Source organism: Klebsiella sp. 141198 (genome assembly GCF_050600785.1).
In the GTDB taxonomy this organism is placed as follows: Bacteria; Pseudomonadota; Gammaproteobacteria; order Enterobacterales; family Enterobacteriaceae; genus Klebsiella; species Klebsiella aerogenes.
Window position 1 is genome coordinate 511,743 of record NZ_JAQIRM010000003.1, and the last position, 14,063, is coordinate 525,805.

Consider the following 14,063-nt stretch of genomic DNA (forward strand, 5'->3'; position numbering starts at 1 on the left):
AGGTTTGCTTCACTGGAGCAAACCATAAAGGAGCAGATAATGAAAACCATCGGCCTGCTGGGCGGCATGAGCTGGGAATCCACCATTCCCTATTACCGGTTAATTAATGAAGGCATTAAAGCGCGGCTCGGTGGCCTGCATTCCGCCAACCTGTTGCTTCATAGCGTTGATTTTCATGAGATTGAAGCCTGCCAGTCGGCAGGGGAGTGGGATCGCGCCGGCGAGATCCTCGCCGCGGCGGCGCTGGGGCTACAGCAGGCCGGCGCCGAGGGCATCGTGCTGTGCACCAACACCATGCATAAGGTGGCTGATGCGATTGAAGCCCGCTGCGAGGTGCCGTTCCTGCATATCGCCGATGCCACCGGGCGGGCTATCAGCGCTAAAGGCCAGCGTCGGGTCGCGCTATTGGGTACCCGCTACACCATGGAGCAGGATTTTTATCGCGGCCGTCTGCAGCAGCAGTTTGCCATTGAGACGCTGATCCCGCAGGCCGACGATCGGGCGCGCATCAATCAGATTATTTTTGATGAGCTGTGCCTCGGCACCTTTAGCGACGCCTCGCGCGACTATTATCTGCAGGTCATCGAGGCGCTGGCGGCGCAGGGGGCGGAAGGCGTTATCTTCGGCTGCACCGAAATCGGCCTGTTGGTACCGGAAACGAGTAGCCCGCTGCCGGTATTTGATACCGCGGCGATCCATGCCGCCGACGCGGTGGAATTTATGCTCTCTTAAGTACCGCCGCCAGCGGCTGTTCGATACGCGGCAGGCTGGTTTGCAGATGCTGGACAAAGGCGTCGACCAGCGCGGAACCGGGGCGATGTAGCGGGCGGATTAGGCTGACGGTAAAGGGCACATCGACGCTGAATCGCCGCACCACCACGCCGCTCTCAGCGTAGTCGAGGGCGGTGAGCGGGTTGACCACCGAAATGCCCGCTCCGGCGCGCACCATCGCGCAGATCGACGCCGCGCTGTGGGTTTCCACCACCATCCGTCGTTTTACCTGGTGCTCCATAAACAGCGCATCAAGCAGCTGGCGGTAGCTGTCGGTGCGCGACAGGCTGATATAGTTTTCGCCGTGGAAGTCGGCGGGGGTGAGTTCGGTTTTCGCGGCCAGCGGGTGATCTTGTGGCAGTACGCAGACCTCATTTAAGGTCAGCAGCGGCGTGCGCTCGGTGCCGGCCGGCGTATGCAGCGTTTCCGTTAACCCTAAATCGTGGCGCTGGGCGGACAGCCACTCCTCCAGCAGCGGCGACTCCTGCGGCACGATCTGCAGGCTGACGTCCGGATAGCGCGCGAGGAACGGTTGTAGCAGCAGCGGCAGAAATGACTGCGAAAAGACCGGCAGACAGGCTATCGACAGCTCTCCCTGGCGGAATTCGCGCAGGCTCTCCGCGGCGCTAACGATGCGATCCAGCCCGTACCACGAGCGCTGTACTTCTTCAAACAGTCGCAGCCCCTGGACCGTCGGCTGCAGACGGCCGCGGGCGCGGTCAAACAGCTTTAACCCGAGTACTTTCTCAAAGCGCGCCAGTTCACGGCTGACCGTCGGCTGCGAGGTGTGCAGCATCCGCGCCGCTTCGGTCAGGTTGCCGGTGGTCATCACCGCGTGGAAAATCTCAATATGGCGTAAGTTGACGGCAGGCATGGGCGGCTCCCGGTTAGCATCAGATAGCCATATCATTTTTGCATAGACTCGCGACAAAACGATATTTTTTATTCTCTTCCCGCTGTGGCGTAATCGGAAAAAACATCGACAAACACACGCACGCACCGGAGTCCTTATGCCACGCTCGCTGAACGCCACCGATACCGATCTGACCGCCGACAATCTACTGCGCCTGCCCGCTGAGTTCGGCTGCCCGGTATGGGTCTATGACGCGCAGATTATCCGCCGCCAGATTGCCCAACTTAGCCAGTTTGACGTAGTGCGTTTTGCGCAGAAGGCCTGCTCCAATATTCATATTCTGCGTCTGATGCGCGAGCAGGGCGTGAAGGTGGATTCGGTGTCGCTTGGCGAGATCGAACGCGCGCTGGCGGCAGGTTACGATCCCGTGCAGCATCCGGACGATATCGTCTTTACCGCCGATCTGATCGATCGCGCGACCCTCGAGCGGGTGAAAGCGTTACAGATCCCAGTGAATGCCGGATCCGTGGATATGCTTAGCCAACTGGGTGAAGTCTCTCCGGGCCACCGCGTCTGGCTGCGGGTCAATCCAGGATTTGGCCACGGCCACAGCCAGAAGACCAATACCGGCGGTGAAAACAGCAAACACGGTATCTGGTTTAGCCAGCTGCCGCAGGCGCTGGAGGTGATTCGCCGCCATTCGCTGCAGCTGGTCGGCATCCATATGCATATCGGCTCCGGCGTTGATTACGGTCATCTTGAGCAAGTATGCGGCGCGATGGTGCGCCAGGTGGTGGAGTTTGGTCAGGATCTGCAGGCGATCTCCGCCGGCGGCGGATTATCGATCCCCTATCACGAAGGCGAAGAGGCGATCGATACCGATCACTACTTTGGCCTGTGGAATGCGGCGCGCGAGCAGATCGCCAAACATCTGGGGCATCCGGTGAAGCTGGAAATTGAACCGGGGCGTTTCCTGGTGGCGGAATCCGGGGTGCTGGTATCACAGGTGCGTAGCGTGAAAGAGATGGGCAGCCGCCACTTCGTGCTGATCGACGCCGGCTTTAACGATCTGATGCGCCCGGCCATGTACGGCAGCTATCATCATATTACCGCGCTGGCGGCGGACGGGCGCGACCTGAGCGGCGAGCCGCAGCTGGAAACCGTGGTCGCGGGGCCGCTGTGCGAATCCGGCGACGTCTTTACCCAGCAGGAGGGCGGCAAAGTGGAAACTCGCCTGCTGCCGGCGGTCTCGCCGGGGGATTACCTGGTGCTGCACGATACCGGCGCCTACGGCGCATCGATGTCTTCAAACTACAACAGCCGCCCGTTACTACCGGAAGTGCTGTTTGATAACGGCAGCGCGCGCCTGATTCGCCGTCGCCAGACCATTGAAGAACTGCTGGCGCTGGAGCTTATTTAAAGAATGGCCCCGTCGTCACCGATTCACGCAGTACCAGCGTACCGGTGAACGGCGGGATGGTTTCGATCGGCTGTGCGTTGGCGAGCTTAATCGCCTGGTCGATGGCGGTGGTAATCATATTGTCGATCGGCAGATAAACCGTTGATAATCCCGGCTCCAGCCACTTCGCGCTAGGAGCGTCGTCAAAGCCGAAGAGCGATACGTCCTGCGGAATGCGCAGCCCCGCCTGATATAGCGCTTTCGAGGCGCCCAACGCCATATCATCGTTACAGGAGAAGAGCGCGCTAAACGGCGTTTTCTCTTCTAATAATTCCCGACACAGCTCATAACCGCGGGTCATCGTTGAATCGCCGTATTTGACCCGCGCCGGTTCCCACGCAATTCCGTGTTTTTCCAGCGCGCTGCGGTAGCCCGCCAGGCGCGCTTTACCCGTTGGGGTATGCATCGGCACGGTCAGGCAGGCGATATCGCGATGCCCTTGGGAAATCAGATAGTCGACGGCCTGAAACGCCGCTTCCTGCTGTTCAAAGAACACGCAGCGTTCCCGCGCCTGGCTAACATCGCGATTGATCACCACCAGCGGCGTTTCAATGGTTTCGATAAGCGACATGATTTTCTGTTCGCTCATATGGCGGGTGTAGAGCACGATGGCGTCACACTGACGGTCGGCCAACATTTGCACCGCTTCTTCTTCCCGCTCGGGCGCATCGTGGCCATCGGTGACGATAAGCTGCTTGCCCCAGGCTTCCGTTTGACGCGAGGCCTGCTGCAGTAAGCGGCCAAAGTAAAAACCGTCGAATGTCGATACCACCAGGCCAATGCTGTTGCTGGTTCGATTCGCCAGCGAACGGGCGAGAAAATTAGGCCGGTAGCCCAGCTCTTCCATCGCTTTGAAGACCTGTTGACGGGTACTCTCTTTTACCTGACCTGTGCCGTTCAACACGCGGGAAACCGTCGCTTTCGAGACGCCTGCGCGTATTGAGACATCCAGCATTGTTGCCATTCGTCGATTCCTGATAACCGGTGATAGGGCGCAGTTTATCACAGTCATTCAGAGGGATATGAACCTGACGACGGCAAAGACTATCGCGATCACGCTTTTTGCGGAAATCCTGTTGAAGGCATTTTCAGACCCTTGATGCGCGGGCGGGCGCGGCGCGCTAGAATTCATCGATTCACAGGGGGAAAAAATGCAGATTCAACCGTTGTACGCCGCGCCGCAGCATGGGCTGCAGGTGGCGGAGTGGCTATGGCAGGCTTTTGCCGGCGATGCCTTACCGCAGGCGTTTTTTAGCAGTATTGTTGAACATAGCCAAACGCCGGGGGCGCTGCCGCTGACCTTTATCGCCACCGAAGGCGAGGCGCTGCTGGGGACCGTAGGGCTGTGGCGTTGCGATTTGCTCAGCCGTCAGGATCTGTTTCCCTGGATGGCGGCACTGTTTGTCGCCGAAACGGCGCGCGGGCAGGGGCTGGCTGGGAAGCTGCAGCGGCACGTCATCGACTATGCCCGCCAGTGCGGTTATCCGCAGCTTTATCTCTATTCCGCCTGCCGCGACTTTTACGAACGCTTTGGCTGGCGCTATATCGGCGAGGGCCTGGATTACCCGGCCACCGCCGTGAGCCTGTACCGCTACGACTTGTCACTTTCCGCGGGCGTTATCACTGAGTGACGGCGCACCAGCGTCGGGCTGAAGAGGTGAGTGATTTCCGGCGCCGGGCGCTGTTCCGCCAATGCCAGGGCCAACTCCGCCGCCTGGGTCGCCATGGTGACGATCGGATAACGCACGGTGGTCAGGCGAGGGCGCACGTAGCGCGAGATCAGCACGTCATCGAAGCCAATCAGCGAAATTTCCTGCGGCACCTCGATACCGTTATCGTTGAGCACCCCCATTGCGCCTGCGGCCATTGAATCGTTGTAACAGGCGACGGCGGTAAAGTTTCTGCCGCGGCCTAATAGCTCGGTCATCGCCAGCTCGCCGCCGCTTTCGTCAGGCTCGGCGAGGGTGACCAGCCGGTCATTGACGGGCAGGCCGCTCTCTTTCAGGGCATCGTAATAACCTTGCAGCCGGTCTTCGGCATCGGAAATCGCGTGGTTAGAGCAGATATAGCCAATGCGGCTGTGGCCCTGCTGAATCAGATGGCGCGTCGCCAGCCAGGCGCCGTAGCGGTCATCGAGCGCCACGCTACGCTGTTCGAAACCCGGCACGATGCGGTTAATTAACACCATGCCGGGGATCTGTTTCATCAGCCCCGCCAGCTCGTCGTCGGGGATCATTTTAGCGTGCACTACCAGCGCCGCGCAGCGGTGGCGGATCAGCTGTTCAATTGCCTGACGTTCCTTTTGCACATTGTGATAGCCGTTGCCGATAAGCAGAAAATTACCGGTGCTGTAGGCCACCTGCTCGACGGCTTTAACCATCGCGCCGAAGAAGGGATCGGAAACGTCGCCCACCACCAGACCGATGGTTTCCGTTGACTGCTGCGCCAGCGCGCGGGCGTTGGCGTTGGGGTGGTAGTTCAGGGTTTCCATCGCCGCCGTTACCGACTGACGAGAGGCTTCACTCGCTTTTGGCGAGTTGTTGATAACGCGTGAGACGGTAGCGACGGAGACTCCTGCGAGTCGGGCTACATCCTTAATTGTCGCCATACCTGACCTTTTTTAGGGTAAGCGTTTACATGATAGTTATGTTACGGGAAAGCGCAGCGGATTCAAGGCTACGGCCATTCTGGTTGATACAAATGTGACGCAGACAAGGATTAGCGGTGACAAAGTTACACAGCACAATGCGTGGGATGCAACGGTGAAAAGAGAATTCTCATCTTTGCTTACACTTTGCGATTAGCTGTTGCGAATGTTCGCTGGTTTCGTTGAGTGCTGCATTGATACTCTGGCTATCCCAGAGGTATTGATAGGTGGAGTCAACGTCACGTTGACCACTTAATTACACCAACCTGCGCAGATGCGCAGGTTTTTTTTTGCCTGTTATTCATGCTGTTACAGATAGCGAGAATCGTAATACCTGGTTGCACTTAGGCTCATTCCCTTGCGTTTTCGCGCTGGCGCGATCCCGGGTAAAAACGCGACAATCAGGGTCCCAGAGGTATTGATTGGTGAGTTTCTTAAGTACGCACTTCGTACTGATTATCTTGCACCGACCTGCGCGGATGCGCAGGTTTTTTTATTCTGAATTTTCTTCCCCCACACTGCTTTTCCCCGCCTTCTCATGTAACCTGCTCGGAATACTAAATCAGCCACGCGGAGTCGTTATGCTGTTGGGATTTTTTCGATTACTGTTCAAAGGATTGTACCGGGTACGATTGACCGGAGACACTCAGGCGCTCTATCAGGAAAAAGTATTAATTACGCCAAATCATGTCTCATTTCTCGACGGTATTTTACTGGCGCTCTTTCTGCCCGTTCGGCCAGTGTTTGCGGTCTATACCTCGATTAGCCAGCGCTGGTTTATGCGGGCGCTGACGCCGCTTATCGACTTTGTTCCGCTGGACCCCACCAAGCCGATGTCAATTAAGCATCTGGTGCGCTTGATTGAGCAGGGGCGCCCGGTGGTTATCTTTCCGGAAGGGCGTATTTCGGTAAGCGGTTCGCTGATGAAAATCTACGACGGCGCGGCGTTTGTGGCGGCGAAGTCGAAAGCGACCATTGTGCCGCTGCGAATCGAAGGCGCCGAACTTACGCCATTCAGCCGTCTGAAGGGGCTGGTAAAACGCCGTCTGTTCCCGCGTATTCAGCTCCATTTACTGCCGCCGACGCATCTGCCGATGCCGGAAGCGCCGCGCGCCCGCGATCGGCGAAAAATCGCCGGCGAAATGCTGCACCAGATTATGATGGAAGCGCGCATGGCGGTGCGCCCGCGTGAAACGCTGTATGAGTCGCTACTGGCGGCGCAGGACCGTTTTGGCGCGCGTAAAAACTGCGTGGAAGATATTAATTTCCAGCCGGATACCTACCGGAAACTGTTGACCAAAACGCTGTTCGTCGCGCGTATTCTGGAAAAATACAGCGCGCAGGGCGAGAAAATCGGCCTGATGCTGCCTAACGCCGGTATCAGCGCGGCGGTGATTTTCGGCGCGATTGCCCGCGGGCGTATCCCGGCAATGATGAACTATACCGCCGGCGTCAAAGGACTCAGCAGCGCGATTACCGCCGCGGAAATCAAAACCATTTTTACTTCCCGTACCTTCCTCGATAAAGGCAAACTCTGGCACCTGCCGGAGCAGCTGACTCAGGTGCGCTGGGTGTTTCTGGAAGATCTGAAAGGCGATGTCACTACCGCCGACAAGCTGTGGATATTTGGCCATCTGCTGGCGCCGCGTCTGGCGCAGGTCAAGCAGCAGCCGGAAGATGCGGCGATGATCCTCTTTACCTCCGGCTCGGAGGGGAACCCAAAAGGGGTGGTGCATAGCCATAAAAGCCTGCTGGCTAACGTGGAACAGATTAAAACCATCGCCGATTTTACCGCCAACGATCGCTTTATGTCGGCGCTGCCGCTGTTTCACTCCTTCGGCCTGACGGTCGGCCTGCTGACGCCGCTATTCACCGGCGCGGAAGTGTTCCTCTATCCAAGCCCGCTGCACTATCGGGTGGTGCCGGAGCTGGTCTACGATCGTAACTGTACCGTGTTGTTCGGCACCTCAACCTTCCTCGCCAACTATGCCCGCTTTGCCAACCCATATGATTTTTATCGTCTGCGCTATGTGGTGGCAGGGGCGGAAAAACTGCAGGACAGCACCAAACAGCTGTGGCAGGACAAATTTGGCCTGCGCATCCTTGAAGGCTACGGCGTGACCGAATGTGCGCCGGTGGTCTCCATCAACGTTCCGATGGCGGCGAAAGTCGGTACCGTCGGGCGCATTCTTCCGGGGATGGATGCCCGATTGCTGGCGATGCCGGGCATCGAGCAGGGGGGCCGCCTGCAGTTGAAAGGGCCAAACATCATGAAAGGCTATCTGCGGGTAGAAAACCCCGGCGTGCTGGAAGCGCCGACGGCGGAAAACCAGCACGGTGAAGTGGAGAGCGGCTGGTACGACACCGGCGATATCGTCGTCTTTGACGAGCAGGGCTACGTTCGTATTCAGGGTCGCGCCAAGCGATTCGCCAAAATCGCCGGTGAGATGGTCTCGCTGGAGATGGTCGAGCAGGTCGCTTTGGCGGTCTCGCCGGACAAAATGCACGCCACGGCCATTAAGCAGGACGCCAGCAAAGGCGAGGCGCTGGTGCTGTTTACCACCGATAATGAACTCAATCGCGAAAAGCTGCTGCGCTACGCGCGTGAACACGGCGTACCGGAGCTGGCGGTACCGCGCGATATTCGTTGGCTGAAACAGCTGCCGGTACTGGGCAGCGGCAAGCCGGACTTTGTCACCCTGAAAGGCATGGTTGAAGAGGCGGAACATACACATGAGTGAGTCAGTGCACACTAACGCTTCACTGTACTCGAAAGGGATGATAGCGGTGATCTGCGCCCAGTTCCTGTCGGCCTTCGGCGATAATGCGCTGCTGTTCGCCACCCTGGCGTTGATGAAGCAGCTCTACTATCCGGAGTGGAGTCAGCCGGTATTGCAGATGTTGTTTGTGGGCGCTTACATTCTCTTTGCGCCGTTTGTCGGGCAATTTGCCGATAGCTTCGCCAAAGGCCGGGTGATGATGGTCGCTAATGGCCTGAAGCTGCTCGGCGCCGGGTGTATTTGCTTTGGCGTCAATCCGTTTATCGGCTATACGCTGGTGGGTATTGGCGCGGCGGCCTATTCGCCGGCGAAATACGGTATTCTGGGCGAACTGACCACCGGCGATAAGTTAGTGAAGGCTAACGGACTGATGGAGTCGTCGACCATCGCGGCGATCCTGCTGGGCTCGATGGCGGGCGGTATTCTTGCGGACTGGCACGTGCTGGCGGCGCTTATCGTTTGTGCGCTGGTTTATGGCGGCGCGGTGGTCGCTAACCTGTGGATCCCGAAACTACCGGCGGCTCGTCCTGGACAATCGTGGCGTTTCAGGCCGATGACGCATAGCTTCTTCAGCGCCTGTAAGACGTTGTGGCGTAATAGTGAAACGCGTTTCTCATTGATGGGCACCAGCTTGTTCTGGGGGGCGGGGGTGACGCTGCGCTTCCTGCTGGTGATTTGGGTGCCGGTGGCGCTTGGGATCACCAGTAACGCGATGCCGACCTACCTCAATGCGATGGTCGCCGTCGGGATTGTGGTTGGCGCTGGCGCAGCGGCGAAGCTGGTCACGCTGGAAACCGTCTCGCGCTGTATGCCCGCCGGGATATTGATTGGCGTCGCGGTGATCGTCTTCGCGGTACAGCAGTCGCTACTACCGGCATTTGGCCTACTGCTACTGCTTGGGGTGTGTGGCGGCTTCTTTATCGTGCCGCTGAACGCGCTGCTGCAGGAGCGCGGGAAACATACCGTTGGCGCAGGTAACGCCATTGCGGTACAGAACCTTGGTGAAAACGTGGCGATGTTGCTCATGCTGGGGCTGTACTCGTTGGCGGTCAGCGTTGGGATCCCGCCGGTTGGCGTGGGGATAGGATTTGGCGCGGTCTTTGCGCTAGCCATCGCTGCGCTGTGGTGGTGGGGACGGCGTAAATAATCGCCGGAGAGGGACGGATTCACAAATATCTGCTCTCCGGTAGCCCGGGTAAGGCGTTAGCCGCTACCCGGGGTTTTTACCCTCTTATGGCGCCGGGTAGGTATACACCTTATGCACCGCCTCAATCTCCTCTAACACCTCTTCGCTCAGCTCAAGATGCAAACTTTCGACGTTGGTCTTGAGCTGCTCCATGGTCGTGGCCCCGAGCAGGGTGCTGGCGACAAACGGCTGGCGACGCACAAAGGCCAGCGCCATTTGCGCCGGATCGAGATTGTGGCGTTTGGCAATGTCCACATAAGCGGCCACCGCTTTCTGCGCCTGCACGCCGCTGTAGCGGGTAAAGCGGCTAAATAGCGTATTGCGTGCGCCAGCCGGCTGCGCGCCGTTGAGGTACTTACCGGTCAGCGTACCGAACGCCAGGCATGAATACGCCAGCAGCTCAACGCCCTCATATTGGCTCACTTCCGCCAGCCCCACTTCGTAGCTGCGGTTAAGCAGGCTGTACGGGTTTTGAATCGTGACGATGCGCGGAAGGTCGTGCTTATCGGCCAGATGCAGATAGCGCATGACGCCAAAGGCGGTTTCGTTAGAGACGCCGATATAGCGGATTTTACCGGCGCGCTGGAATTCGGTGAGGGCTTCCAGCGTATCGAGCAGGGTGACCACCGGCGCAGAGTCGCTCCAGGTATAGCCCAGCTTGCCGAAACAGTTGGTCTGGCGCTGCGGCCAATGTACCTGATAGAGGTCGAGATAATCGGTTTGCAGACGTTTGAGGCTGTCGTGCAGCGCGTCGCGAATGTTTTTGCGATCCAGCGCGTGATTCGGGCGAATGCTGCTGTCGTTATTGCGCGCCGGACCGCTGACTTTAGAGGCGATAATCAGCTTTTCGCGGTTGCCGCGTTTCGCCAGCCAGTTGCCGACGTAGGTTTCGGTCAGACCCTGGGTTTCCGGGCGCGGCGGGACAGGATACATTTCGGCGACATCAATCAGGTTGATTCCCTGACTTACGGCGTAGTCGAGCTGTTCATGAGCGTCGGCCTCGCTATTTTGTTCACCAAACGTCATTGTGCCCAGCCCCAGCGTGCTGATTTCAAGAGAACTGTGTGGGATACGGTGATACTGCATAGCCGGCTTCCTTATTTTTATCAACAAGGTCAGGAGTTTCCCGACAAAACTATCTCCCCACAAACTTCAAAGCGCTTGCAGGCTGATGGGAATAACAACATGGCAGAGGGAGAGAAAAAGAGAAAGGGAAAATATCAAAAAAGCCGGGTCTGGAGATCCTGAAGGGGGCTGCCCTGGGGATATAGCAGGGGGATCCCGACTCTTTTCTGTGGCAGTGGTTGTCGGAAAATATGCGGTTAACCGACGAAAAAGCTTAACGCTTAATAATTTGTGACACGTCGTCGCGGTTGATCTGCATTTTATTGCCTTGCTGATCTTCGTAGCTTATCAAACCGGTGTCATCGTCAACCGCCGGTTTACCGTCGGTAAGAATCATACGTCCATCTTTTGTCGCCATGACATAATCGCTGCTGCAACCGGAAACCGAGAACGCCAGTCCTACGGCGGAAATCAATACTGCCCATTTTTTCATCGTCATTACCTCTCTTATGGCCGCACCTCGTACCAGTATATTAATAGCCTGATTTGTGAGACATAAAAAGCAGTAAAGTCTTAAAAAGGATTGCAGCCCGCTTCCGGACTGCAATTTTGTGGCTTACAGCGGGTTTTTCTTATTGCGCATCAGGTTGAGCGTCTCGACCGCAATGGAGAAGAACATCGCGAAGTAGATGTAACCTTTCGGGACATGCATATCGAAGCTCTCCAGCATCAGGGTGAAGCCGACGAGGATCAGAAACGACAACGCCAACATTTTGACCGACGGGTGACGGTCAACGAAGTCGCCGATCGGACGCGCGGCAAACATCATCACCCCAACCGCAATCACCACCGCGGCCATCATAATGAACAGATGATCGGAGAGACCCACGGCGGTAATGACTGAATCAAGGCTGAAGATGATATCCAGCAGCATGATCTGCACGATGGCGCCAAAGAAGGAGTGGACGTTGGTTTTAAGACCTTCTTCCTCGCCTTCAATAGATTCGTGGATCTCTTTACTCGCTTTCCAGATAAGGAACAGACCGCCGAGCAGCAGGATCAGGTCGCGAAACGAGATCTCCTGCCCGAATACGGTGAAGAGCGGGTTGGTGAGCTTAACGACCCAGGCGATAGATGCCAGCAGGCCGAGACGCATCAGCATGGCTCCCATTAGCCCGATACGCCGCGCATGGGCGCGTTGAGCGGTGGGAAGCTTAGCGACAACCAGAGAGAGAAAAATAATATTATCGATCCCGAGAACGATCTCCAGCAGCGTCAGCGTGCCGAGCGCCAGCCAGGCGTTAGGATCGGTTATCCATGCAAATAACATTGTTCAAAGTCCTGCAAAAAATAAAGTGGTAATTATATGCAGGCGTTATGGCAGAACAAAAAATTATTCATGGCCTAAGAGAAAATGACGCGCAAGCAGCGCGGCGGTGAAGTTTTTTTTCAGATAAAAGCCGCGCGGTAGGGTGAGGATCGGCTCGCCGTGGGCGCCGATCGCTTCCGTTAGCGCTTTGCTGTTGGCCGCTTTTGGGCGCAGCTGCAGTACTTCGCCGTGGCGGGCGGTGATTCGTTCAACCTGGCCGAGCACGATAAGATCCATCAACTCCTCCCAGTCCATGCGCAACTGGCGATCTTCTTCCTCGTCCGGCGTCCACAGCAGCGGCGCGCCGACGCGGCGTTCCGCCAGCGGGATTTCGCGCTCGCCTTCTACCGGGATCCACAGCACGCGTTGCAGCTTATGCCGTACGTGGCTGCTTTCCCAGGTCACGCCGCTATTACCGGTTAGCGGCGCTACGCAAACAAACGTGGTCTCCAGAGGTCGGCCCTGACGGTCAATAGGAATGGTTTTCAGCTCCACGCCTAAGGCGGCGAAATCCTGCTCGGGTTTGCTTCCGGCGCTGGCGCCCAGCCAAATCTCCAGCAGGATGCCAATCCAGCCCTTATCGCGTTTCAGATCGCGAGGAATAGGGATCCCTGCCAGCGCCGCCAGTTCACCCAGCGAATAGCCCGCCAGCCGCTGGGCCTGAGCAAGAAGTTGCTCCTGACTTTGCGGCGGAGCGGTAAGCGGAGCGATGGCTGGCATGATAGAAAACCTCTGGTTAAAAAATGAGCGCTATTTTTGTGCGTTGTGGATAGAGTTTACCTTTTTATGGGTAACTATACCAATATGATGATTTATATATGTTTTTTCTCCCATTTTTCCGTTTATGAAAACAGTGGAAACGGGTTTTCCAGAACTGGTCACTGACAATGAACAGGATCTTACACCATGTTATCCACAGAAAAATGGGATAACTGGGGAAAAGCCTCACTACTGGTTCGATTTACAGCCTTGACGTGCGACGAAAATCGAATTTTTAGACAAAATGTGCCCGACGAATGTGCTTTATCTGTGGATAAAAGCGGCATTGTTCGATCTTTCATCAGTTGCCGGATCGCATATGTGATGATCATCACGTTATGCTGTAATTTGTCGGCGAGAAGTATGATAACTTAATGAATAGTATGTCATTATTAAATGGTTCCATCTCTACGTCGTTCGGACTACTCCGGGTTTTCCCTGGTTAATTCCGTACTTCTTCACAACTCTATCCACAGAAAAAGTGAATAAAATGGCCCGGGGATGGCGTTCACTGTTTATAACTCGGGTGATTACTGTGAGTTATTCAAATGTTATTCGTTATCACGCCACACAGAGAGTGGTTTACCGTTTCCAACGAGTGTGAAACAATCATTCACATTGAAGCTTATTTTGAGGTAGTCCGGTGATTGATGACGATGGCTACCGCCCAAATGTCGGCATTGTAATTTGTAACCGTCAGGGCCAGGTGATGTGGGCCCGGCGTTATGGTCAGCACTCGTGGCAGTTCCCGCAAGGGGGCATTAATCCAGGCGAGTCCGCCGAGCAGGCAATGTATCGGGAATTGTTCGAAGAGGTTGGGTTAAGCCGCAAAGATGTGCGGATCCTGGCCTCGACCCGTAACTGGCTGCGTTACAAGCTGCCTAAACGTTTGGTGCGTTGGGACACAAAGCCGGTTTGTATCGGTCAGAAGCAGAAGTGGTTTCTTCTACAACTGGTCGGCAGCGATACGGCTATTAATATGCAAACCAGCAGTACACCTGAGTTTGATGGCTGGCGATGGGTAAGCTACTGGTACCCGGTTCGTCAGGTGGTGTCGTTTAAGCGCGACGTTTACCGCCGGGTGATGAAAGAGTTCGCGGGCGTCACGATGTCGCTTGCTGAAACCACACCCAAGCCGCAAAGCGCGCCTGCTTATCGACGTAAAAGAGGTTAA

At 56.6% G+C, this 14,063-nt stretch carries 14 protein-coding genes; 6 read left to right on the plus strand and 8 right to left on the minus strand.

Translation table 11 applies throughout. The features are described 5' to 3' along the window. The first annotated feature begins 39 nt into the window (after positions 1 to 39). Positions 40 to 732 carry an aspartate/glutamate racemase gene (locus PGR10_RS12380; RefSeq protein WP_087859683.1) on the plus strand — a complete coding sequence of 231 codons (693 nt, stop codon included), beginning with the start codon at positions 40 to 42 and terminating at the stop codon, positions 730 to 732. On the opposite strand, the gene PGR10_RS12385 is transcribed toward PGR10_RS12380, so the two are convergent. Further along, entirely contained in the window at positions 719 to 1,645 is a 927-nt protein-coding gene (locus PGR10_RS12385) for a LysR family transcriptional regulator (RefSeq protein ID WP_087859682.1), read from the minus strand. The genes PGR10_RS12380 and PGR10_RS12385 overlap by 14 nt on opposite strands. 136 nt (positions 1,646 to 1,781) lie before the next feature. On the opposite strand from PGR10_RS12385, the gene lysA reads away from it, so the two are divergent. Then, a complete protein-coding gene (gene lysA / locus PGR10_RS12390) occupies positions 1,782 to 3,044 on the plus strand; it encodes a diaminopimelate decarboxylase (RefSeq protein WP_087859681.1) in 1,263 nt (420 codons plus the stop codon). On the opposite strand, the gene PGR10_RS12395 is transcribed toward lysA, so the two are convergent. Then, positions 3,037 to 4,038 carry a LacI family DNA-binding transcriptional regulator gene (locus tag PGR10_RS12395; protein ID WP_162750124.1) on the minus strand — a complete coding sequence of 334 codons (1,002 nt, stop codon included), beginning with the start codon at positions 4,036 to 4,038 and terminating at the stop codon, positions 3,037 to 3,039. The genes lysA and PGR10_RS12395 overlap by 8 nt on opposite strands. A gap of 196 nt (positions 4,039 to 4,234) precedes the next feature. Between PGR10_RS12395 and PGR10_RS12400 the strand changes: the two genes are divergently transcribed. Continuing rightward, complete coding sequence (locus PGR10_RS12400) at positions 4,235 to 4,714, plus strand: GNAT family N-acetyltransferase (protein ID WP_430923546.1); 480 nt, start codon at positions 4,235 to 4,237, stop codon at positions 4,712 to 4,714. Here PGR10_RS12400 and galR read toward each other — a convergent pair. Then, positions 4,675 to 5,691, minus strand: coding sequence for an HTH-type transcriptional regulator GalR (gene galR, locus PGR10_RS12405; RefSeq protein ID WP_213793501.1), 1,017 nt, complete (start codon positions 5,689 to 5,691; stop codon positions 4,675 to 4,677). The two genes, PGR10_RS12400 and galR, sit on opposite strands and share 40 nt — an antisense overlap. A 620-nt stretch (positions 5,692 to 6,311) precedes the next feature. Between galR and aas the strand changes: the two genes are divergently transcribed. Both aas and lplT read left to right on the plus strand, forming a co-directional pair. Then, the gene (aas, locus tag PGR10_RS12410; protein ID WP_113372967.1) at positions 6,312 to 8,471 is read left to right on the plus strand and encodes a bifunctional acyl-ACP--phospholipid O-acyltransferase/long-chain-fatty-acid--ACP ligase; all 2,160 of its coding nucleotides are present in this window, start codon (positions 6,312 to 6,314) and stop codon (positions 8,469 to 8,471) included. Then, positions 8,464 to 9,657: a lysophospholipid transporter LplT gene (gene lplT, locus PGR10_RS12415; protein WP_430923547.1), complete on the plus strand. Its 1,194-nt coding sequence runs from the start codon at positions 8,464 to 8,466 to the stop codon at positions 9,655 to 9,657. Before aas ends, lplT begins: the two co-directional genes overlap by 8 nt. An 84-nt stretch (positions 9,658 to 9,741) precedes the next feature. Here lplT and PGR10_RS12420 read toward each other — a convergent pair whose 3' ends face one another. The 5 genes from PGR10_RS12420 to PGR10_RS12440 form a co-directional block, all read right to left on the minus strand. Beyond that, positions 9,742 to 10,782, minus strand: a complete 1,041-nt coding sequence (locus PGR10_RS12420) for an NADP(H)-dependent aldo-keto reductase (protein WP_430923548.1) — start codon at positions 10,780 to 10,782, stop codon at positions 9,742 to 9,744. Between the two features lie 253 nt (positions 10,783 to 11,035). Continuing rightward, entirely contained in the window at positions 11,036 to 11,254 is a 219-nt protein-coding gene (locus PGR10_RS12425; protein ID WP_004867116.1) for a YgdI/YgdR family lipoprotein, read from the minus strand. A gap of 123 nt (positions 11,255 to 11,377) precedes the next feature. Beyond that, positions 11,378 to 12,091, minus strand: coding sequence for a TerC family protein (locus tag PGR10_RS12430; RefSeq protein ID WP_430923549.1), 714 nt, complete (start codon positions 12,089 to 12,091; stop codon positions 11,378 to 11,380). Between the two features lie 63 nt (positions 12,092 to 12,154). Continuing rightward, positions 12,155 to 12,850 carry a DNA mismatch repair endonuclease MutH gene (gene mutH / locus PGR10_RS12435; protein ID WP_101705384.1) on the minus strand — a complete coding sequence of 232 codons (696 nt, stop codon included), beginning with the start codon at positions 12,848 to 12,850 and terminating at the stop codon, positions 12,155 to 12,157. A gap of 64 nt (positions 12,851 to 12,914) precedes the next feature. Further along, on the minus strand, positions 12,915 to 13,079 hold the full coding sequence (locus PGR10_RS12440; RefSeq protein ID WP_430923551.1) for a hypothetical protein: 165 nt from the start codon (positions 13,077 to 13,079) through the stop codon (positions 12,915 to 12,917). 453 nt (positions 13,080 to 13,532) lie between these two features. Between PGR10_RS12440 and rppH the strand changes: the two genes are divergently transcribed. After that, the gene (gene rppH, locus PGR10_RS12445; RefSeq protein ID WP_015703328.1) at positions 13,533 to 14,063 is read left to right on the plus strand and encodes an RNA pyrophosphohydrolase; all 531 of its coding nucleotides are present in this window, start codon (positions 13,533 to 13,535) and stop codon (positions 14,061 to 14,063) included.

Bases quoted from the DNA above. Each gene is read 5' to 3' on its own strand.
- PGR10_RS12380 (WP_087859683.1), top strand. From the start codon at position 40: ATGAAAACCATCGGCCTGCTGGGCGGCATGAGCTGGGAATCCACCATT.
- PGR10_RS12385 (WP_087859682.1), bottom strand. From the start codon at position 1,645: ATGCCTGCCGTCAACTTACGCCATATTGAGATTTTCCACGCGGTGATG.
- lysA (WP_087859681.1), top strand. From the start codon at position 1,782: ATGCCACGCTCGCTGAACGCCACCGATACCGATCTGACCGCCGACAAT.
- PGR10_RS12395 (WP_162750124.1), bottom strand. From the start codon at position 4,038: ATGCTGGATGTCTCAATACGCGCAGGCGTCTCGAAAGCGACGGTTTCC.
- PGR10_RS12400 (WP_430923546.1), top strand. From the start codon at position 4,235: ATGCAGATTCAACCGTTGTACGCCGCGCCGCAGCATGGGCTGCAGGTG.
- galR (WP_213793501.1), bottom strand. From the start codon at position 5,691: ATGGCGACAATTAAGGATGTAGCCCGACTCGCAGGAGTCTCCGTCGCT.
- aas (WP_113372967.1), top strand. From the start codon at position 6,312: ATGCTGTTGGGATTTTTTCGATTACTGTTCAAAGGATTGTACCGGGTA.
- lplT (WP_430923547.1), top strand. From the start codon at position 8,464: ATGAGTGAGTCAGTGCACACTAACGCTTCACTGTACTCGAAAGGGATG.
- PGR10_RS12420 (WP_430923548.1), bottom strand. From the start codon at position 10,782: ATGCAGTATCACCGTATCCCACACAGTTCTCTTGAAATCAGCACGCTG.
- PGR10_RS12425 (WP_004867116.1), bottom strand. From the start codon at position 11,254: ATGAAAAAATGGGCAGTATTGATTTCCGCCGTAGGACTGGCGTTCTCG.
- PGR10_RS12430 (WP_430923549.1), bottom strand. From the start codon at position 12,091: ATGTTATTTGCATGGATAACCGATCCTAACGCCTGGCTGGCGCTCGGC.
- mutH (WP_101705384.1), bottom strand. From the start codon at position 12,850: ATGCCAGCCATCGCTCCGCTTACCGCTCCGCCGCAAAGTCAGGAGCAA.